Origin of the sequence: Variovorax sp. 38R, assembly GCF_014843395.1 — a bacterium.
Classification (GTDB): Bacteria; Pseudomonadota; Gammaproteobacteria; order Burkholderiales; family Burkholderiaceae_C; genus Variovorax; species Variovorax paradoxus_H.
In genome coordinates this window covers 2302899-2321564 of record NZ_CP062121.1, presented here as the reverse complement: position 1 = coordinate 2321564, position 18666 = coordinate 2302899, and the positions used below count along the sequence as shown (strand labels likewise).

The following is an 18666-nucleotide window of genomic DNA, read 5'->3' as shown; positions in this document are numbered from 1 at the left end:
AATCGGTAGGCTTCGGGGTTCAAAAAAAGGCACGCCCGGCGTGCCCGTGGTGAAACGGATCGGTCAGTCCAGCGGCAGCGCGCGCCGCAATTGGGCGATGGCGTCGTCGAAATCTTCGACGCGGCCCGTCATGCGCGACGCAAGCAGCGCGCCCTGGCACGACGAGAACACGAAGGCCGCGAGCGAGGCCACGGGGTTGTCTTTTTGCGCCTGCGCCGGCACCAGCGCGCCGAGCACACCGGTGAGCCACATCACCTGCGTGTTGCGCAAGGCCTGCACGGCCTGGCGCAGGTCTTCGTTGATGCAGTCCCAGCCCGGCGCCAGCGCACCGGCCGGGCACAGGCCCGAACCCGCCTTCAGCGTGTTGCGGTACATGCGGAAATAGGATTCGAGCGCGTCCTTGGGCTCGCGGGCGCGCGCCGCCACCCAATCTTTGAAGCTCTGCGTGGCGCCCTGGATCACCGCGATGCCCAGCGCTTCCTTGGTCGGAAAGTGGTGGTACAGGCTCGCCTTGCGCACGCCCACTGCGTTGGCCACGTCCTGGAAGCTAAAGCCCAGGTACGAACGGGTTTCGATAAGCCCGCGCGCCACCGCAAGAATCTGATCGCGGGTGCCGCCGGGGGCCAGGGTGGAAGCGTCGTGCATCTACCTACTATAAGGTAGGGAATCTCGCCCCTGCAAGCGCCGGGGTCAATCGGCCTTGATGCCCGCGGCCTTCACGATGCGGCCGTTGCTCTCGAACTCGCTGGCGATTTCCTTAGCGAAGGCGGCCGGCGTGCCGGTGGTGGGCACGTTGTCGGTGGCCGTGAGCTTGGCGCGCAGCTCGGGGCTGGCGAGCGCCTTGTTGATCTCGGCGTTGTACTTCGCGACCAGCGCCGCCGGCGTGCCCGCGGGCGCGAACACACCGAACAGCGAATGGATGTTGGCCGCGCTGTAGCCCAGCTCGGCCAGCGTGGGCACCTGCGGCAGGCTCTCGAGCCTTGCGGGCGCGCCGGCCGCCAGCGGGCGCAGCTTGCCCGACTGGATGTGCGCCGACAGCGTCGGGCTGGCGTTGGTCGACAAAATTTCGAACTGCCCGCTCAGCGCATCGTTGAGCTGCTGGCCGCCGCCCTTGTACGGCACGTGCGTGACGTCCACGCCGGCCGTCGCGCGCACCTGTTCGAGCACGATGTGCCCGAGCGAGGCCGGCCCCGACGTGGCCCAGCGCACCGCGCCAGGTTGCGCCTTGGCTTCGGCTATCAGCGCGCGGAAGTCCTTCGCCTTGCTGGCGGGCGTGGCCACCAGCAGCACGGGCGAATACATCACGCTGGCCACCGGCACGATCTCCTTCAGCGGGTCGAACGGCAGCTTGCCCAGGTGCGGGCTCAGCACCAGCGGGCTGATGGCCGAGAAGCCCAGCGTCGCGCCGTCGGGCGCGGCCTTGGCCACGGCGTCCATGCCGATGGCGCCGCTCGCGCCCGCGCGGTTGTCGACGATCACCGTGGTGCCCAGTTGCGTGGCGAGCCGGTCGCCGAGCGCGCGGGCGACCACGTCGCTCACGCCGCCCGCCGGGTACGCCACGATGAGCCGCACGGTGCGCGGCACGGCCTGCGCATGCGCGCCGCTGGCCGCGCACAGCGCCGCGGCGGCGAGCAGCCGGGTCGTGGTGCGGCGCGAGGGCTTGGAGGCGGCGAGGAAGTTCATGGTGTCGGTGATAAGCATGCGTCGAAAAGAAGAAGAAAGTCGGTCAGTCCAGCTGCAGCTTGCGCTCGCGGATCAGCTTGGACCATTTCTCATTGTCCGCCTTGACGAACGCCGCGAACGCCGCCGGGCCGAGCGGATGCACCTCGGCACCGGCCGTCGCGAACTTGGCCTTGATCTCGGGCGTCGCCAGGGCTTTGGCAAGTTCACCCGACAGGCGATCGACCACGTCCTTGGGCATGTTGGCGGGGCCGACCAGCCCCTGGAAGCCGACCGCCTCCATGCCCGCGAGGCCCAGTTCCTTCACCGTCGGCACGTCGGGCAGTTGCGGGTCGCGCACCGGGCCGGTCACGGCCAGCGCCTTGAGCTTGCCGCCCTTCACCTGGGGCAGCAGCACGCTGCCCGCGTCGATGAGGATCTGCGTCTGCCCGCCAAGCAGGTCTTGCACCGCGGGCGCGCTGCCCTTGTACGGCACGTGCGTCATGTCCAGGCCCGTCACCTGGTTCATGAGCTCGCCGTTCAGGTGCGTCGAGGTGCCGTTGCCGCCGGAGGCGAAATTGACCTTGCCGGGCTGGCCCTTGGCCCACGCCACGAACTCCTTGAGGTTCTTCGCCGGATGGTCGGGCCGCGTCACCGCGATGTAGCTGCCCTGGCTGATCTGGCCGATGTAGGTGAACTGCTTGATGGGGTCGTACGGCGGCTTGCTCTGCAGGTACGGCGCGATGGCGAAGGGGCCGGTGTTGGCCAGCAGCAGCGTGTAGCCGTCGGCCGGCTGGCGCGTGAGCTCGGTCGCCGCGATCATGCCACTGGCGCCCGGCTTGTAGTCGACCACCAGCTGCTGCTTGAGCGCCTCTTGCAGCGGCACCTGCACCGTGCGCGCCGCGAAGTCGATGCCGCCGCCGGGCGGGTAGCCGACGATCAGGCGGATGGGCTTGGCGGTGGGAAAGCCCTGGGCCATGGCCAGGCCGGCGGTCGTGGCCAGTGCGAGGCCGGTGCAGAGTCTGCGAAGGTTCATGGATGTCTCTCGATGTCTCTTGAATAAGAGCATCCATTTTGAAACATCGCCGGACCTCCGGCACGCACCTTCTCAGGCTTCCTGCGCCTCCGCATCGTTGCCGATGAAGTTGCGCCCGCGCGCCCCGCCCTGCGCATGGCGCAGCATCTCGCGCGCTTCGTCCTCGCCCACGCCGTAGTCGGCGAAACGCGTCTTCACGCCCAGCGATTCGATGAAGGCCGCGAGCAGCGCCGGCGCCTCGGCCAGCGGCATGCGCAGCGCCTGCGCCAGCACCGCGTCGCGGTCGGGCCGACGGCCGATGGCCCGCGCCAGCACCATCGGCAGCGGGAACGAACAGGCGATGCCGTGCGGCAGGCCGTAGCGCAGCGTCATCTCGTACGAAATGGAATGCGCGAGCGCGGTCTTGGTGTTGGAGAAAGCCATGCCGGCCTTCAATGCCGCCAGCGCCATGCGCCCACGCAGTTCGACGTCGTCGAGCCGGGCCATGAGCTGCGGCAGCACCTCCAACGTGTCCTGCACGGCCGCCACGGCGAAGGTGTCGGACATCGGATTGGCGTTGACGTTCCAGATCGCTTCGAGCGCGTGCGACAGCGCATCGAGCCCACTCTGCAGCGTGACCGCCGCAGGCAACGACAGCATCAATTCGGGATCGACGATGGCATGGCTCGGCCAGGTCTGCGGCAGGTGCAGCGAGTATTTCTTCTGGCGCTCGCGGTCCCAGATCGTGGCCCAGGGCGTGACCTCGCTGCCGGTGCCGGCCGTGGTGGGCACGGCGATGAGCGTCTTGTGGCGCGTGGCCACGAAGGGCTGCTCGCCCGCGAGCCCCGCCACCAGATCGGCAAAGCGCCCGTGGTCGTCGGCCACCATCAGCGCCTTCGCCGTGTCGATGGCGCTGCCGCCGCCGACCGCGACGATCACCTCGACGTCGGCATGCGTGCGCCAGAACCATTCGTAGGTCTCGGCCAGTTCCGCCACGTCGGGGTTGGGCCGCGTCTGATCGAGCGTGCAGGCCAGCGCATCGCCGAGCACCGCCTCCAGCCGGTCCAGCAGGCCCAGCGCGCGCGCCTCAGGAAAGGTCACCAGCGCGGCGCGCCGGCCTTCGAGCAGCTTTGGCAGGGACAGCAGGGCCCCTGCCCCGTACACGCTGTGCACGGGGTTGTGGTAGTTGGCGCTCATGGAGAGGTTTCTTCAGGAGGCGGCCAAAGCCGCGGGGACAGGCGCTTGGAACGAGGCTGAGAAAGAGCGACTCATCGGTGCGCGCCCTGCTGGATCCAGCCGCGCAGCCGGGTCGAGAGGTAGTCGGCGGTCATGACCATCACGACGATCACCAGGATGCAGGTGGCCGTGTCCTGGTACTGGAACAGCTTCATGCTGCCCACGAGCTCGAAGCCGATGCCGCCCGCGCCGACCATGCCCAGCACGGTGGCCTGGCGCAGGTTGGTCTCGAAGCGGTAGACGATCACACCAATCCATGCGGTGATCACCTGCGGAATGACGCCGAAGATGATGGTCTGGATCGGCCCGGCGCCGGTGGCGCGCAGCGCTTCGAGCGGACCCTGGTCGATCTCCTCGATCGACTCGGCGAAGAACTTGCCGAGCATGCCCGCGCCGTGCAGCGCCAGCGCCAGCACGCCGGGGAACGGACCGAGGCCGACGGCCGCCACGAAGATCAGCGCCAGGATGATCTCGTTGATGCCGCGCGTGATGTTGAGCACCTGCCGCATCGCATGAAACACGGCGACGTTCGGCGAGATGTTGCGCGCCGCAAAGAAGCACAGCGGCACCGCAAGAATCACCGCCAGCAGCGTGCCCCACAGCGCGATCTGCACCGTCTCGATGGCGGGGCCCACGAGCTTCTGCATGAACTCCCAGTTGGGCGGCAGCATGCGCCCGAGGAAGTCGGCGATCCACGGCATGCCCTTGGCCAGTTCGCCGAAGCTCACCTGGCTGCCGATGGCCGCCCACCAGAGCACGCCGATGCCGGCGAGCACGGCCACGGCGTATTTCCACCAGCCGGGGTTGCCGCCGCTCTTGGCGATCAGCACGTTGAAGCGTCCGATGGCGATCATGATTGCTCCATGGCGAGTTGCGGGGCGGTGCGCGCCGGCACCGCATGAACGGCCGCGGCGGGCACGGCGGGCTCTGCGCCTGCAGGGGCGACTTCAGCGCCCTCGTCCACGCCACCCGGATAGATGAGGTGCAGCACCTCGTCGGTCAGCTCGTCGGGCCGGCCTTCGAACACGATGCGCCCGGCTGCCACGCCGATCACGCGCTGCGCGAACTCGCGCGCGTAGTCGACCTGGTGCAGGTTGCAGATCACCGTGATGCCGTCCTGCCGGCTGGCCTGCTTCAGGTAGTTGAGCACCTTGCGCGAGGTCTTCGGGTCGAGGCTGGCCACGGGCTCGTCGGCCAGGATCACCTTGGGCTTTTGCGCCAGTGCGCGGGCAATGCCCACGCGCTGCTTCTGTCCGCCCGAGAGCGTGTCGGTGCGCAGGTCGGCCTTGTGGTCGAGCTCGACGCGGCGCAGGCATTCGCGGGCGATGGCGATGTCCTTCGCGGGGAACACCTGGAACCACGACAGCAGCGCGGGCATCGAGCCCAGCCGCCCTGTCAGCACGTTCTTGAGCACCGACAGGCGCGGCACCACGTTGTAGTGCTGGAAGATCATCGCCACGTCGCGGCGGACCTTGCGCAGCCCGGCGCGGTCGCCGCGCGAACGCTCGCCGTCCACGTGGATCTCGCCTTCGCTCGGCTCGGCCAGGTGGTTGATGCAACGCAGCAAGGTCGACTTGCCCGCACCCGACGCGCCGAGGATGACGACGAACTCACCCTTGGCGACCGTGAGGTCGACACGGTGAAGCGCAGTGAAGTCGCCGTAGCGCTTGCACAGCCCGCGGATTTCGATCATTTCATCTTCCTCAGGTCGAGGTTCAGCACCTTGGCCGTGTCGCGGATGATGTTGTAGGCCGCGTCGTTGGTCGGGTGGAAACCGTTGAGCAGGCCCTGGTCGGACCAGGGGATGTCTTTGACCTGCAGGAAGGCGGCCTGCACGCGCGCCTTCAGGTCGGCGGGCAGGTCCTTGCGCCACACGGTGGGCGACTCGGGAATCGGCTCCGACTTCCAGACCTCGACCAGGTCTTCGCGCTTGACCAGGCCCTTGGACACGGCAGCGTCGAGGATGCGGTCGGCGATGGCTGCGGCGTCCACCTTCTTGTTCTGCACCGCGATCGCGCTCGAGTCGTGCGAGCCCGAAAAAATCACGCGGCCGAAATCCTTGTCGGGGTTGAAACCCACCTTGATCAGGCCGGCCTTCGGGAACAGATGGCCCGAGGTGGAGCTGGGGTCGACGAAGGCGAAGGTCTTGCCCTTGAGGTCGGCCACCGTCTTGATGCCGGTGTCCTTGTGGGTCACGATCTGGCTGTGATAGTAGGAGCGCCCGGCCTTCTTGGTCTCGGCCACCGCAAAGGCCTCGATGTCGGCCACCGTGGTGCCCAGCACATAAGAGAACGGGCCGAGGTAGGCCACGTCGAGCCGCTTGGAACGCAGCGCCTCGATCACCCCGTTGTAGTCGGCCGCCACGAAGGGCTTGACCGCGAAGCCGAGGGCCTTGGACAGCATGTCCATCATGGCCTGGCTGTTGGCAATCATGGCGCGCGAGTCCTCGGAAGGAATCAGCCCGACAGTGAGAACCTGCTGTGCCCGTGCCATCGGCACGAAGGCGGACGCTGTCACGGCGGCAGTGCCGAGCAGCAACTTTCTACGCTTCATCATGGTTGTCTCCAGTGGTCTGCGTTGCATGGAATCCTCAGGTCGTTTCGAAGGGCAAAAGTACCCGTCTCGAGTCTTCCAGTCGTGCGTGTCATGGTCATGACAGCGTGAGGATTCGGGACGTCTGGCGTGTTTCTGTCGAGGCCTGGTCCGTCTTGAGCGCGAGTACATCACTGGTACTCATATCGATCAAATTCAAATTTTTTCGATGATCTATATACTGAACCTATAGATCAGAAAGGCTCCCGCGATGCGCCTCACCCAGCTGCGTTCCTTCTATGCCGTGGCCCGCGAAGGCAGCTTCACGCGGGCTGCCGAACACCTGCACGTGAGCCAGCCCACCATCACCACGCAGGTGCGCTTTCTCGAAGAGGCCTACCAGGTCGAGCTCTTCCATCGGCGCGGCCGGCGCGTGCAGCTCACCGAAATCGGCGAACAGCTCATGCAGCTGGCGCAGCAGATCTTCAGCCTCGAAGGCGATGCGGTGGCGCTGCTCGGCGACGCCGGCACGCTGCGCACCGGCCACCTGCGCGTGGCAGCCGTGGGCCCGTACCACGTGACCAAGATGCTGGTCGACTTCAGCCTGCGCTACCCCGACGTGAAGGTCACGGTGAGCACCGGCAATTCACAGGACGTGCTCGACCGCCTGCTCGACTACAGCGCCGACGTCGGCGTGCTTGCGCAGCTGGTGCGCGACGACCGCTTTCTGTCGGTGCCCTTCAGCCAGCACCCGGTCGTGATGTTCGTGCCCTCCACGCACCGCTTCGCGAAGCGGCGCAACATCCGGCTCGCGGAGCTTCAGGGCGAGCGGCTCATCCTGCGCGAGCAAGGATCGACCACGCGCAAGGCGCTCGAACTCGCGCTCACGAAAGCCAAGGTCGAGGTCGACGTGGTGATGGAGATCAGCAGCCGCGAAGTGATCCGCGAAGCCGTGGCGCAAGGCCTGGGCATCGCGGCCGTGTCGGGCGTGGAGTTTGTGCCGGGGCCCAACCTGCACATGGTCGGCTTCAGCGACACGGAAATCTTCACCTACGCCCACGTGCTGTGCCTGGCCGAGCGGCGCGAGATGCGCATGGTCAGCGCGTTCTACGACACGCTGGTGCCTGCGATCGAAGCGCGCAAGCGCAAGAGCTGATCGAAGGACCGCTGCGTCAGCCGCGCGGATGGTGCTGCGCGTGCAGCTGCTTCAGGCGCTCGCGCGCCACGTGCGTGTAGATGGTGGTGGTCGAGATGTCGGCGTGGCCCAGCAGCAGCTGCACCGCGCGCAGGTCGACGCCATGGTTCAGCAGGTGCGTCGCAAACGCATGGCGCAGCGTGTGCGGCGACAGCGGCACATGGATGCCCGCCGCAGCCGCCTGCTTCTTCACGATGACCCAGAACATCACGCGCGTCATGCCGGCGCCGCGCGCGGTCACGAACAGGTCGGGCGTCTGCTGGCCGTCGAGGATCACGGGACGCGATTCGTCGAGGTAGCGCTCGATCCAGCGCCGGGCCTCGCCGCCGAAGGGCACGAGGCGTTCCTTGTTGCCCTTGCCGAGCACGCGCAGCACGCCGTCGTTGAGGCTCATGTCGATCGCCTTCAGCGCCACCAGCTCGCTCACGCGCAGGCCGCTCGCGTACATCAGCTCCAGCATGGCGCGGTCGCGCAGGCCGAGCGGGCTCTCGACATCGGGCGCGGCCAGCAGGTCGTCGACCTGCTTTTCGGACAAGGTCTTGATGGCGCGCGGCATCTGGCGCGCGGGCATGAGGCGGATGCTCGGGTCGGCCGTGATGCGGCGCTCGCGCAGCGCCCAGCGGTAGTAGCGCTTGAACACCGTGAGCCGGCGGTTCGCCGACGTCGCCTTGCCCTTGGTGGACAGACGCACGCCCATGTAGGCCTGCAGGTCGGTCTCGCGCGCGGCATCGAGTTCCATGCCGCCCCGCTGTTCGCGCAGCCACTGCGCGAACAGCGCGAGGTCGCGGCGGTAGGCGGCCAGCGTGTTCTTCGACAGCCCGTCCTCGAGCCAGAGGGCGTCGATGAAGGTGTCGATGTCGGCGGTGGGGGGAGCGGCGGCGGCCTCGGTCATGCGGTGCAAGATAACAAAAGAAAAAGCCGCCCGGAACGCGGGCGGCTTTCAGGGGAAGCGAAGCCGATCAGTCGAGCTTGAGGTTCTGCTTCTTCACGACCTGCTTGTACACGTCGAACTCGGCCTTGATCTGCGCGGCGAACTGGTCGGGCGAGTTGGCCACGATCAGCGAGCCGGTGTCTTCGATGCGCTTCTTCACGGCCGGATCTTCCACCGCCTTCTTCACGCCCGCGTTGATCTTGTCGACCACTTCCTTCGGCAGGCCCTTGGGGCCGAGGATGCCGTAGTAAGCCATGCGGTTGACCGGCTCCAGGCCGACTTCCTTGAAGGTCGGCACGTTCGGCAGGCCGGCCACGCGCGCCGGCGCCGACACCACGATCGGCACCAGGCGGCCGCTCTGGATGAAGGGCATCGCCGAAGGCAGGTTGTCAAAGATGATCGGCACCTGGCCGGCCACCACATCGTTCAGCGCCGGGCCCGCGCCGCGGTACGGGATGTGCGTGACGAAGGTCGTGGTCAGGCTCTTGTACAGCTCCATCAGCAGGTGGCCGATGCCGCCCGTGCCCGACGAGGCGTACGAATACTTGCCCGGGTTCTTCTTCAGCTCGGCCACGAACTCGGCGTAGTTCTTGGCGGGGAAGCTCGGGTTCACGGCGATCACGTTCGGCGTGGCCGCGATGTTGATGATCGGCGTGAAGTCGGTGATCGGGTCGTACGGCGTCTTCGGGTTGATGGCCGGGTTGGCCGCCGTGCTCGACACCGTGGCCACGCCCAGCTTGTAGCCGTCGGCCGGCGCGCGCGCGGTTTCGGCCGCGCCCACGATGCCGCCGCCACCGGCGCGGTTGATCACCACCACGGGCTGGCCCAGCACCTTGCCCAGCGGGTCGGCGATCACGCGCGCCACGATGTCCGTCGTGCCGCCGGGTGCGAACGGCACGCTCAGTTCGACCGGCTTGGTGGGATAGCCCTGCGCGAAACTCTGACCTGCCACTGCGACCAGCGCGGCGGCGCCCGCAAGCGCGCTCCATTGACGACGTTGCATCGATAACTCCTTGACTAGACGGGACCGGCCGGGGCCGGAAAAAAGCGAAGCCCGGATGCTAGCGGGTCGGGGCTTTCCTTCATGCTGTGGAATACCCACAGTTGTGGCGGTTTATGCTCGAAGCGGTGAACTACGCGCAGCTGCTCTTCCCCGACTTCTCCCTCATCGCCATCGGCTGGCTCCTGTGCCGCTACACCGCGCTCGACCGCCGCGTGTGGGACCAGGTCGAGAGCCTGGTGTATTACTTTCTATTTCCCGTCCTGCTGTTCCATTCGATCGTGCGCAGCCCGCTCGACTTTGGTGCCACCTCGAGCCTGCTGACCGCGGGCGTGGGTGTCGGGCTGGCCGGCATCGCGATGGCCTACGCCCTGCCCTTCGTGCCGGGCCTGCGCTCGCACATCGACCGCCACGACCACGCCGCCAGCGCGCAGATCGCGTTCCGCTTCAACTCCTTCATCTGCCTGGCGCTGGCCGAACGGCTGGCCGGGCCCGAGGGCCTGCTGCTCATCGCCGTGCTGATCGGCGTGTGCGTGCCGATGTTCAACATCGCCGCGGTGTGGCCGATGACGCGACATGCGCAGACCGGCTTCGTGCGGCAGCTCGTGCGCAACCCGCTGATCGTGGCGACGCTGGCGGGGCTGATCGCCAATGTGCTGGGCCTCACGGTGCCGACCTGGTTGACGCCGACGCTCACGCGGATCGGTGCGGCTTCGCTGGCGTTGGGACTGCTTGCGGCGGGGGCCGGCATGCAGTTCGCGACGCTGGGGCGGGGGAAGGCGCTGGCGGTTTCGGTGCTGGCGATACGGCATTTCTTTCTGCCGCTCGTTGCCTGGGGGCTGTCGCTGGCGTTGAAGCTGGACGCCACGCAGGCTTCGGTGCTGATGGCCTTCTCGGCCGTGCCGACCGCGTCGAGTGCCTATGTGCTGGCGGCGCGGATGGGCTACAACGGACCGTATGTGGCGGGATTGGTCACGCTGTCGACCATCCTGGGCGTGGCAAGCCTGCCGTTCGCGCTGGCGCTGCCACGCTGACCCACCGGCGGCTACGCGTTCGGCCGCCAGTTGCCGTGGAAGCCGAACGGCACGCGGTGCGGCAGCCGGGCTGTCGCGACCGGCGCGGCGCGCAGGTCGCGGGCGTCGAACACGATCAGGTCGCTGCGCCGGGTCTGCGCGCGCCAGACCACGGCCAGGAGCCAGCCGTCGCCTTCGTCGGCGTGCGTCGCGCGCGGCACGAACACCGGCTCCGACACGACATCGCCCGGCGGCAGCGTGTGGAGCTGGCGCTCGCCCGTCTCCAGGTCGATGCGCGCAAGGCTGTCGAAAAGCACGCTCTCGGCATCACCCCGCGCGCGGGCGGTCGCATGGCAGGCATAGAAGCCGTACCGGGTGCGGCTCCCCGCGAAGCGCTCGTCGATGCGCGGGAACTCCCCCACCAGATCATCGAGGTACTCGCGCCGGAAACCGTTGCCGGTGCCGGCCAGGTCGAAGGTCCATCGGCACAGGCGCGCGGCCATCGCGTGCGGGTCGCCGGGGCTGCCCTGCGCATCGGGCAGACCGGGCGCGGTGTCCGACTGCATCACCAACGCGACGACGGTGTCGCCCTCGTCCCACGCATTCATGACGTGGAACATGTGGCAGGCCTCGGTCTCGAACCAGCGCAACGTGTCGACCGCGGCACCGCGCCGCATCACGCCGACGTGGGTGCGTTTGTCGGCATCCCAGGCCAGCAATGGCAGGCCGCGCATCGCGCGCTCCACGCTGGTGGTCAAGGGCGTGACCGGAAAGAGCACGTGCCCGCGCGTCAGCATGAAGTCGTGCGCCATGCTGGCGTACGGTGCGTCGAAGGTCTGCAGCGCGGTCACTTCGCACTGGCTGTCCATCACGCCGTAGAGCATGCCGGGCGTGCCGGGGCCGTCGGGTGAGTAGGCGAAGAAATGCAGCTCGCCGCTGTGCGGGTCGCGCTTCGGATGCGCGGTGCAGCGCGTGGTCAGGCGGTCGCCGAAGCTCTGGTGCCCTCTCGACGCCAGCGTGAAGGCGTCGAGCTCGAAGGGCTGGTGCGATTCCTCGAGCGCGAACAACCGGCCGCCGTGCCAGAGCATGCTGGTGTTGGCCGTGCCGCTGTTGCGCCCGATCACCGCCGGGTCGCTGGTCGCGGGATTGCCGAAGGAGCCGAACAGCGCGTGCCCGGCCTCGTGCTCCAGCTGCCACTTGGGCGTGCGCGCCCAGCGGTTGCGGTACGACACCTGCCCGCCGTCGATGTGGAACGCATGCACCATGCCGTCGCCGGAAAACCAGTGGTAGTTGTCGTCGCGCGGCGCATGCTGCGGGCTCGGCCCCACGCGGTAGAGCGTGCCCGAGAGTTCCGGCGGCATCGCACCGTCGATGGCGAGAGCTGCGATGTCGTGCTCCTCGGTGAGCGGGGCGTAGTTGCCGGTGAAGAAATGGGCGTTGGCCCGGGGCATGGCGGTCACTGAGGTTCCTGGTCGTTCAAAGGGAATGGGGTTCGGCGAGCTGCGCGATGGCGCGCCCGATGTAGGCCGCCAGCGGCGCGTCGATGCCCGAGCCGGCGCGCAGCGTAGGATCGTTGCGGAAGGCCTCTTGCAGCTTCGCGTTCAGTGCCGCATCGCCCCCGGCCTTGGCCAGGGACAGCGCCTGCCAGCGGGCAGCCAGCACGCGCACCGGCGCGCTGTCGGGCGCCGCGCCCTGCCGCATCTGCTGTCGCACATCGGCGATCAGCGGGGGCCAGGCGTCGGTCTGCGCAACGTAGTGCTGCGCGAGCAGAGCCATCTCGGCGGCGTCGCAATGCGCGCCGTACCGCTGCAGCCGCGCGTAGGCCATCGCATGCGAGATGAACTGCATGCCGGCGCGGTCGACACCGGTCAGCGAGTGCAGCGCGGGCTCGTTCCAGTGCATGGCGTAGAGCTGCATGAGCAGGGCTTCGTCGCCGCCGGCCTCTTCGAGCAGCAGCGCGATCCAGCGCTGCGCGAGAGCCTGCGCCTGCGCGCTTTCCGGCGAGGCGCCTTCAGCGACCAGCGCGCGGAGCAGAACGGTCAGCTCGGCGCGCTCGGGTGCCACCGCATCGGCGAAACCGTCGCGGCCCGCCTGGAGCCGGCCGAGTTCGTCGTCGCTGAAATACTTCGCGCCTGCGACCGTGCGCTCGAGCGCCACGAGCCAGTCGTCGATGGCGGGTTCGGTGCGGGCCTGCAGCTGGGCCTGCAGCGTCAGCAGGTGCGTGCGCAATGCCGTGGCCTGCGCGATCTCGCGTTCGAGCTGCGACAGCTGCTGCGCCACGACCTCCGACAGCCCGTCGGCCGCGCGGTCGAGCAGGCCCTGGATCTCGGCCAGCGACAGGTCGAGCCGGCGCAGCGCCTGGATGCGGTACAGCCGCGCGACGTCGTTGCGGTCGTAGAGACGGTAGCCGCCGTCCGAACGCTGCGACGGCACCAGCAGGCCGATGTCGTCGTAATGCCGCAGCGCGCGCACGGTGAGCCCGGTGCGCCGGGCCAGTTCGCCAATCCTCAGGTACATGCCTTCCCTCTCAAGTTGAAGGCATCGTAGGGCGTGCCGTTACGAGAGGGTCAAGGTAGTTTCGTGAAAAAGAGGTGCGCCGTTTTCCGCAGGCGCCGGGGTCAACTGCGCTGCAGCAACGCGGGCACCGCCGACGCCAGCATCGCGACACCCGACAAGGTCAGGAGGCTCAGCACGATCTTGCGAAACGCCGCTTCACTGATCCCGATATACAGCCGAGCCCCCAACAACACCGGCACCGCGACAGCCGCCGCGACCAATGCCAGAAGAGGCACCACCGAACGTCCGATGCTCCCGCTCGCCACATGCACCGCGAAGGCCACAGCCAACATCGAGAGGTTGAAGTTCTGGATCACAGCGCGCTGTGTGTCGCGCTGGAAACCGCGCAGCGTGCACCACAACGTGGGCACGACGCCCGAGAAGCCGCCGATGCCCGCCATCACGCCGCCGATGGCACCCGCAATGCCGTCCGCCGCGCGACCGCCAAAAGTGATCTTCGGCAGGTGCTGCGACATCAGCATGGCCGGGCACCACAGCACCAGCAGCGTGCCCAGACATACCTTGAACAGCACGATGTCCAGGTGCGGCAGCAGCCACACACCGAAGGGCACGCCGACCAGCCCGCCGAGCACGAAGGGCAAAAGGATGCGCTTGTCGAAAGTCCGCCGCACCGTGAGCGCCGCAATCACCTGCCCTGTGAGCGCCCCGAACAGCGCGAGCACGGCGGCCAGTTGCGGCTCCAGCGTCCAGGCCCACACGGACATCGCGACCATGCCAAAAGCAAAGCCCGACAAGCCCTGCACGAACCCCGCCAGCACAGCGCCGACGATCACATAGACATACAAGGCTTGCATGCGGCCGATGATAGGGGCCGCCGCTTCGCCCTCTGACGGAGGTCTATGCCGACGCAGGCACCAGCGCCGTGCGACGCACGCGCCGCACATTGAAGGCGCTGGCGATCAGCACGCCCTGCACCAGCGCCAGCCCGACGATCACGCTCGTGTACTGGCCGGCGTCCATCAGGCGGCCGAACACCAGCGGCGCCACGGCCTGACCGATGTCCAGGCCCGCGTACACCACGCCGTAGACGCGCCCGGTCGCATTGGGCGGCGTCGACTTCTTGACCAGCAGGTCGCGCGACGGCCCGGCGATGCCCGAGACGAAACCCATCGCGCCGAACAGCACCGGCACCATCACGGGCGGGAACTGCGCAAAGGCCAGCACCAGCGCCAGCGCCGCCGCCACGCCAAAGCCCGCGCCCACGATGCGCTCGCAGCGCGAGGGGTCGGAGGCGAGGAAGCCGCCCAGCACCATGCCGGCCGCGCTCGCCACCATGTAGACCGTGAGGCACACCGCCACCAGCGCCACGGGCACCGCGTGCAGATGGCCCGCAGCCACGGGTGCGAAGGTCTGCACCACGCTGATCACGGCGGCGTAGAAAAAGAAGAAGCCGAAGCACATCCACACGGCCGGAATGCGCAAAAAGTCGAACTCACCGCCGACCGGCGTGGGCTCGCCGTGCCCCGTGGCCTTGTGCACGGCCGCCGCATCGAGCGCCAGCACGCTGCGATAGATCCACAGGATCAGGAGCACCACGATCGCCACCACGCCGGCCGAGGCCAGCGCCACGCGCCACGAGAAGGCAATGGCGATCGGCACCACGAAGGCCGGCGCCAGCGCCCAGCCCAGGCTGCCGGTGATGCCGTGCACGCTGTAGGCATGGCCCAGGCGCGTGGGCGCGACCTTGCGGTTGAACAGCGTGTAGTCGACCGGGTGGAACACGCCGTTGCCGATGCCGCCGACCACGGCGCACGCCAGCAGCATCCAGTAGCTCTGCGCTATGGCATAGCCGAAGGCCGCGAGCCCCAGCGCGCCCAGCCCGACGAACAGCACCGGGCGCGGGCCCAGCTTGTCGACGATGAAGCCCGAAGCCGCCTGCACGATGCACGAGACCACGAAGAACACGGTCAGCACCGCGCCCAGCTCGGTGTAGCTCACGTTGAACGCGTCCTTCAGCCACGGGAACAGCGGCGCCAGGATCAGCTGGCTGAAATGGCTCACCGCGTGCGCCAGGCCGACCAGCCCGATCAGTTGGGCGTCGGTGCGCAAAGTGGTGGCGGGAACGGCTGTCGAGGAAGTGGAAGACATGGATTGCTACAAAAAACCGGTGCGGGCACCGATGCTATGCGGCGGCGACGCGGCAGAATGGCGATACAGCGACAACATTTGTCGAAACCATGCCAAGCGCCGCTCCCCCCACCGCTCCGACGGCTCCCGAGCCAGCCCACCCCGCCAAGCCGCGCGGAACGCCCACCGCGCCGACCACCAGCGTGGGCCCGCTCACGCCGCACCTGTACGCCCCCGACGCGGTGCGCCCGCTGCGCGCCAAGGAACACTTTCTAAGCGCCGACACGCTGGTCGAACTGCACGAGCACCCGTGGCCGCAGCTCACCTTCTCGACGCGCGGCGTGATCCGCCTGAGCACGCAAGACGGCAGCTACATCGTGCCGCCGTCGCGCGCGCTCTGGGTGCCGGCGAACATGCAGCACAGCATCACGCTCATCGAAGACGCCGAGCTGCGCACCGTCTACCTGCACGCCTGGATCGCGCCCACCTGGGAGAAGTGCGAGGTGCTCGAGATCAGCCCGCTGCTGCGCGCGTTGATGCTCGCGCTCGACACCACGCCCGACGGCCTGCCGCCGGCCGACCCGCATGCGCCGCAGCGCGAACGCATGATCGCGCCGCTCTTGGTCGACGAGGTCGAGCGCGCCACGCAGATCCGCATCGACGTGCCGCTGCCTTCCGACAAGCGCCTGCGCCAGCTGTGCGAGACGCTGCTGCGCAACCCGGCCGACCGCGCCACGCTGGCCGAGCGCGCCGCCGCCATCGGCGCCAGCGAGCGCACGGTGGCGCGGCTGTTTCGCGACCAGCTCGGCATGAGCTGGCAGCAATGGCGCCAGCAGGCCGTGATGGCGCACGCGCTGCCGCTGCTGGCACGCGGCATGGCCGTGAGCCAGGTGGCGTCGGCCAGCGGCTACGCCACCGACAGCGCCTTCTGCGCCATGTTCAAGGCGGCCACCGGGCGCTCGCCCACATCGTTCCAGCACCGCAAGCGGCCGGCCACCCTTTGATGCCGCAGGGCATGGAGCGGGCACGCCATGGTGCTCTGGCAAGATCGGCGACCGACACCGACACCATGCACTCACCGATCCCCCTGCACATCGCGGCCGAGGCCAGGCCTGCAACGTGGACCGCCGACATCTGGCTGCGCATCCGCCGCCATTTCCTGCTGAAGGCGGTCGGCACCACGGCCTTCACCTGGCTGTTCTTCATCGGCTACTTCCACCTGCTGCGCAACCCGGCCTTCCCGGTCACGGTGATGCCGCTGACGGCGCTGGACCACCTGATTCCGTTCCAGCCCTACACGCTCGGCGCCTACCTGTCGCTGTGGGTGTACGTGGGCATCGCGCCGGGGCTGCAGCTCACGTTCCGCGAGCTGGTGGTCTATGGGCTGTGGATCGTCGCGCTGTGCCTGAGCGGCCTGGGCATCTTCTATGTCTGGCCGACGCAGATCCCGCCGCTGAGCATCGACGTCTCGGGCTATCCCGGCTTCGCGATGCTGCAGGGCGTGGACGCGGCGGGCAACGCCTGCCCGTCGATGCACGTGGCGGTCGCCATCTTCACCGCCGTGCGAATGGCCGACGTGCTGCGCGCGGCGCGCACGCCGTGGCTGTTGCATGCGATCAACTGGGCCTGGTTTGCCGCCATTGCCTACTCCACGCTGGCGGTCAAGCAGCACGTGGTGCTCGACGCGGTGGCCGGCGCGCTGCTCGGGCTGGCCTTCGCGCTGCCCTCGCTGCGCTGGCGTCCCGGCAAACATTGACCAGAGGATTTCCCTAAGGTCGAAGCGGATATCATCAATCACCATTGATCATTCAACACAGGCCGAACGAGGAAGGGATCGACCCGTGGCCCGCCATCCGCAAGGACCCGGCAGCCCATCGATCAACGGCGGCACAAGACGACAGGCATCGCAGATGAGTTCGCTGAAGGAATTGCAGGACCTGATCCACGAGAAGTACGGCATCGAACCGTCCAAGCTCGACCCCCACGCCTCGATGCGTGAAACCGGCGGACTCGATTCGCTGGCACTGGCCGAATTCCTGTTCGCCATCGAAGACCATTTCGGCATCACCATGCCCGACGAAGACGCGACCATCGACACCCTGGCCGAGCTCGCGCAGCTGGTCGACAAGGTCCGCGCCGCCAAGCCCGCGTGAGCACGCACGAAGTCGCCGTCACCGGACTGGGCGTCATGGCGCCCCACGGCGACGCGCCCGACGCGCTGTTCAATGCGCTGCTGCAGGGCCGCTCGGCCCTCGCGCCGGTTTTCCCCGAACTCCCCAAACCCGCCGCCGCCGCCACGGTCGCCTTCGACGAGACGCGCTGGCTCACCAAGCTGCAGCTCGCGGGCGTCGACCGCGTGAGCCAGCTCGCCGTGGCCGCCGCCGACCTCGCCTTGCGCGACGCCGGCCTGGCGATGAGCGATGACGGCGTCGATGCCGAACGCGTGGGCGTCTACGCCGGTTGCGGCATGGGCGGCGCCGCCGCGCTCGAAGCCGCCTACCGCGGCAACGGGCGCGTCTCGCCGCTCACCATTCCCGCCTTCATGCCCAACGCGCCTGCTGCCCACGTGGCGATGCGCAACGGCGTGCTGGGCCCGGTGCTCACCTATTCGGTCGCCTGCGCCTCGTCGTCGGTGGCCATCGCCGAGGCCGCCAAGGCGGTGCAGCGCGGCGAGGTCGACATCGCCATCGCGGGCGGCAGCGAAGCGCTGATCGTCCCGGGTGTGGTGCTGGCCTGGCAGGCCATGCAGACGCTGGCCGGTTTCCAGCCCGGCGAAGCGGCCGGCGCGGTGCGCCCCTTTGCCACCGACCGCAGCGGCTTTGCACTGGGCGAAGGCTCGGCCTTCCTCATTCTTGAATCGGCCGAGCGCGCCCGTGCGCGCGGCGCCCGCCGCTACGCCACGCTGGCCGGCTGGGGCCTGAGCAGCGACGCCACCCACCTCACCAAACCCGACGCGCCCGGCCAGGCCCGCGCCCTGCGCACCGCGCTGCGCCAGGCAGGACTTCAGCCGCGCGACGTGGGCTACTGCAACGCGCACGGCACGGCCACGCGCATCGGCGACGTGGTCGAGCGCAACGCGTTGGCCGAGGTCTGGGGCAGCGACTTCGATGCCCTGCGGGTCAGTTCGACCAAGGCGCTGCACGGCCACATGCTGGGCGCGGCCGGGGCCATCGAGGCGCTCATCACCGTGCTGGCGTTGCACCGGCGCGAGCTGCCGCCCAACGCGAACTGCCGCGAGGTCGACCCCGACTGCCAGATGAACCTCGTCGCCCTCGGCGACAGCGCCGCACCCGCGCTCGACGCCGCCATCAGCAACTCCTTCGCCTTCGGCGGCACGAACTCGGTGCTGCTGTTCCGCAAGGGCTGAGTGTTTTTTCGGGCCCTGCGCACCCCGTGCCGCTGTGCCCCGCGCGATAGAGACATTCCGGGCGCTCCGGTATG

19 protein-coding genes are annotated in these 18666 nt (G+C 68.4%); 6 read left to right on the top strand and 13 right to left on the bottom strand.

Annotated elements, in window-relative coordinates; genetic code table 11:
- Positions 1–63: 63 nt before the first annotated feature.
- The 7 genes from IG196_RS10470 to phnD form a co-directional block, all read right to left on the bottom strand.
- Positions 64–645 (bottom strand): TetR/AcrR family transcriptional regulator, encoded by a 582-nt coding sequence (locus IG196_RS10470; RefSeq protein WP_192196080.1) that lies wholly within the window; start codon positions 643–645, stop codon positions 64–66.
- Between the two features lie 45 nt (positions 646–690).
- A complete protein-coding gene (locus IG196_RS10465; RefSeq protein WP_192196980.1) occupies positions 691–1683 on the bottom strand; it encodes a Bug family tripartite tricarboxylate transporter substrate binding protein in 993 nt (330 codons plus the stop codon).
- Between the two features lie 43 nt (positions 1684–1726).
- Positions 1727–2695 carry a Bug family tripartite tricarboxylate transporter substrate binding protein gene (locus IG196_RS10460; protein ID WP_192196079.1) on the bottom strand — a complete coding sequence of 323 codons (969 nt, stop codon included), beginning with the start codon at positions 2693–2695 and terminating at the stop codon, positions 1727–1729.
- 72 nt (positions 2696–2767) lie between these two features.
- Positions 2768–3871: an iron-containing alcohol dehydrogenase PsrA gene (gene psrA / locus IG196_RS10455; RefSeq protein WP_192196078.1), complete on the bottom strand. Its 1104-nt coding sequence runs from the start codon at positions 3869–3871 to the stop codon at positions 2768–2770.
- 71 nt (positions 3872–3942) lie between these two features.
- Positions 3943–4764, bottom strand: a complete 822-nt coding sequence (phnE, locus tag IG196_RS10450) for a phosphonate ABC transporter, permease protein PhnE (protein ID WP_101492278.1) — start codon at positions 4762–4764, stop codon at positions 3943–3945.
- Positions 4761–5603: a phosphonate ABC transporter ATP-binding protein gene (gene phnC, locus IG196_RS10445; protein ID WP_192196077.1), complete on the bottom strand. Its 843-nt coding sequence runs from the start codon at positions 5601–5603 to the stop codon at positions 4761–4763. The genes phnE and phnC overlap by 4 nt, the downstream gene beginning before the upstream one ends.
- Positions 5600–6463 (bottom strand): phosphonate ABC transporter substrate-binding protein, encoded by an 864-nt coding sequence (gene phnD / locus IG196_RS10440; RefSeq protein WP_153286144.1) that lies wholly within the window; start codon positions 6461–6463, stop codon positions 5600–5602. Before phnD ends, phnC begins: the two co-directional genes overlap by 4 nt.
- A 250-nt stretch (positions 6464–6713) precedes the next feature.
- On the opposite strand from phnD, the gene IG196_RS10435 reads away from it, so the two are divergent.
- Positions 6714–7598, top strand: a complete 885-nt coding sequence (locus tag IG196_RS10435) for a LysR substrate-binding domain-containing protein (RefSeq protein ID WP_101492276.1) — start codon at positions 6714–6716, stop codon at positions 7596–7598.
- Positions 7599–7614: 16 nt separating this feature from the next.
- Here the strand turns inward: IG196_RS10435 and xerD are convergent, their stop codons facing one another.
- Entirely contained in the window at positions 7615–8529 is a 915-nt protein-coding gene (gene xerD, locus IG196_RS10430) for a site-specific tyrosine recombinase XerD (RefSeq protein WP_192196076.1), read from the bottom strand.
- A 67-nt stretch (positions 8530–8596) separates the two neighbouring features.
- The gene (locus tag IG196_RS10425) at positions 8597–9571 is read right to left on the bottom strand and encodes a tripartite tricarboxylate transporter substrate binding protein BugE (RefSeq protein ID WP_192196075.1); all 975 of its coding nucleotides are present in this window, start codon (positions 9569–9571) and stop codon (positions 8597–8599) included.
- A 113-nt stretch (positions 9572–9684) separates the two neighbouring features.
- On the opposite strand from IG196_RS10425, the gene IG196_RS10420 reads away from it, so the two are divergent.
- Positions 9685–10602, top strand: coding sequence for an AEC family transporter (locus IG196_RS10420; protein ID WP_192196074.1), 918 nt, complete (start codon positions 9685–9687; stop codon positions 10600–10602).
- An 11-nt stretch (positions 10603–10613) separates the two neighbouring features.
- On the opposite strand, the gene IG196_RS10415 is transcribed toward IG196_RS10420, so the two are convergent.
- The 4 genes from IG196_RS10415 to IG196_RS10400 all read right to left on the bottom strand — a co-directional run bounded on the left by IG196_RS10415 (position 10614) and on the right by IG196_RS10400 (position 15246).
- Positions 10614–12032 (bottom strand): carotenoid oxygenase family protein, encoded by a 1419-nt coding sequence (locus tag IG196_RS10415; protein ID WP_225617071.1) that lies wholly within the window; start codon positions 12030–12032, stop codon positions 10614–10616.
- 25 nt (positions 12033–12057) lie between these two features.
- Complete coding sequence (locus IG196_RS10410; RefSeq protein ID WP_192196072.1) at positions 12058–13098, bottom strand: MerR family transcriptional regulator; 1041 nt, start codon at positions 13096–13098, stop codon at positions 12058–12060.
- Between the two features lie 101 nt (positions 13099–13199).
- A complete protein-coding gene (locus IG196_RS10405) occupies positions 13200–13952 on the bottom strand; it encodes a sulfite exporter TauE/SafE family protein (RefSeq protein WP_192196071.1) in 753 nt (250 codons plus the stop codon).
- Between the two features lie 43 nt (positions 13953–13995).
- Positions 13996–15246 carry an MFS transporter gene (locus IG196_RS10400; RefSeq protein ID WP_192196070.1) on the bottom strand — a complete coding sequence of 417 codons (1251 nt, stop codon included), beginning with the start codon at positions 15244–15246 and terminating at the stop codon, positions 13996–13998.
- Between the two features lie 89 nt (positions 15247–15335).
- Between IG196_RS10400 and IG196_RS10395 the strand changes: the two genes are divergently transcribed.
- From IG196_RS10395 to IG196_RS10380, 4 genes are all read left to right on the top strand, one after another.
- Positions 15336–16229, top strand: a complete 894-nt coding sequence (locus IG196_RS10395; protein WP_192196069.1) for an AraC family transcriptional regulator — start codon at positions 15336–15338, stop codon at positions 16227–16229.
- A gap of 65 nt (positions 16230–16294) precedes the next feature.
- A complete protein-coding gene (locus IG196_RS10390) occupies positions 16295–16981 on the top strand; it encodes a phosphatase PAP2 family protein (protein ID WP_192196068.1) in 687 nt (228 codons plus the stop codon).
- Positions 16982–17135: 154 nt separating this feature from the next.
- Positions 17136–17378, top strand: coding sequence for an acyl carrier protein (locus IG196_RS10385; RefSeq protein ID WP_099796257.1), 243 nt, complete (start codon positions 17136–17138; stop codon positions 17376–17378).
- Positions 17375–18592, top strand: coding sequence for a beta-ketoacyl-[acyl-carrier-protein] synthase family protein (locus IG196_RS10380; protein WP_192196067.1), 1218 nt, complete (start codon positions 17375–17377; stop codon positions 18590–18592). The genes IG196_RS10385 and IG196_RS10380 overlap by 4 nt, the downstream gene beginning before the upstream one ends.
- Positions 18593–18666 lie beyond the last annotated feature (74 nt).

Bases quoted from the DNA above. Each gene is read 5' to 3' on its own strand.
- IG196_RS10470 (WP_192196080.1), bottom strand. From the start codon at position 645: ATGCACGACGCTTCCACCCTGGCCCCCGGCGGCACCCGCGATCAGATT.
- IG196_RS10465 (WP_192196980.1), bottom strand. From the start codon at position 1,683: ATGAACTTCCTCGCCGCCTCCAAGCCCTCGCGCCGCACCACGACCCGG.
- IG196_RS10460 (WP_192196079.1), bottom strand. From the start codon at position 2,695: ATGAACCTTCGCAGACTCTGCACCGGCCTCGCACTGGCCACGACCGCC.
- psrA (WP_192196078.1), bottom strand. From the start codon at position 3,871: ATGAGCGCCAACTACCACAACCCCGTGCACAGCGTGTACGGGGCAGGG.
- phnE (WP_101492278.1), bottom strand. From the start codon at position 4,764: ATGATCGCCATCGGACGCTTCAACGTGCTGATCGCCAAGAGCGGCGGC.
- phnC (WP_192196077.1), bottom strand. From the start codon at position 5,603: ATGATCGAAATCCGCGGGCTGTGCAAGCGCTACGGCGACTTCACTGCG.
- phnD (WP_153286144.1), bottom strand. From the start codon at position 6,463: ATGAAGCGTAGAAAGTTGCTGCTCGGCACTGCCGCCGTGACAGCGTCC.
- IG196_RS10435 (WP_101492276.1), top strand. From the start codon at position 6,714: ATGCGCCTCACCCAGCTGCGTTCCTTCTATGCCGTGGCCCGCGAAGGC.
- xerD (WP_192196076.1), bottom strand. From the start codon at position 8,529: ATGACCGAGGCCGCCGCCGCTCCCCCCACCGCCGACATCGACACCTTC.
- IG196_RS10425 (WP_192196075.1), bottom strand. From the start codon at position 9,571: ATGCAACGTCGTCAATGGAGCGCGCTTGCGGGCGCCGCCGCGCTGGTC.
- IG196_RS10420 (WP_192196074.1), top strand. From the start codon at position 9,685: ATGCTCGAAGCGGTGAACTACGCGCAGCTGCTCTTCCCCGACTTCTCC.
- IG196_RS10415 (WP_225617071.1), bottom strand. From the start codon at position 12,032: ATGCCCCGGGCCAACGCCCATTTCTTCACCGGCAACTACGCCCCGCTC.
- IG196_RS10410 (WP_192196072.1), bottom strand. From the start codon at position 13,098: ATGTACCTGAGGATTGGCGAACTGGCCCGGCGCACCGGGCTCACCGTG.
- IG196_RS10405 (WP_192196071.1), bottom strand. From the start codon at position 13,952: ATGCAAGCCTTGTATGTCTATGTGATCGTCGGCGCTGTGCTGGCGGGG.
- IG196_RS10400 (WP_192196070.1), bottom strand. From the start codon at position 15,246: ATGTCTTCCACTTCCTCGACAGCCGTTCCCGCCACCACTTTGCGCACC.
- IG196_RS10395 (WP_192196069.1), top strand. From the start codon at position 15,336: ATGCCAAGCGCCGCTCCCCCCACCGCTCCGACGGCTCCCGAGCCAGCC.
- IG196_RS10390 (WP_192196068.1), top strand. From the start codon at position 16,295: ATGCACTCACCGATCCCCCTGCACATCGCGGCCGAGGCCAGGCCTGCA.
- IG196_RS10385 (WP_099796257.1), top strand. From the start codon at position 17,136: ATGAGTTCGCTGAAGGAATTGCAGGACCTGATCCACGAGAAGTACGGC.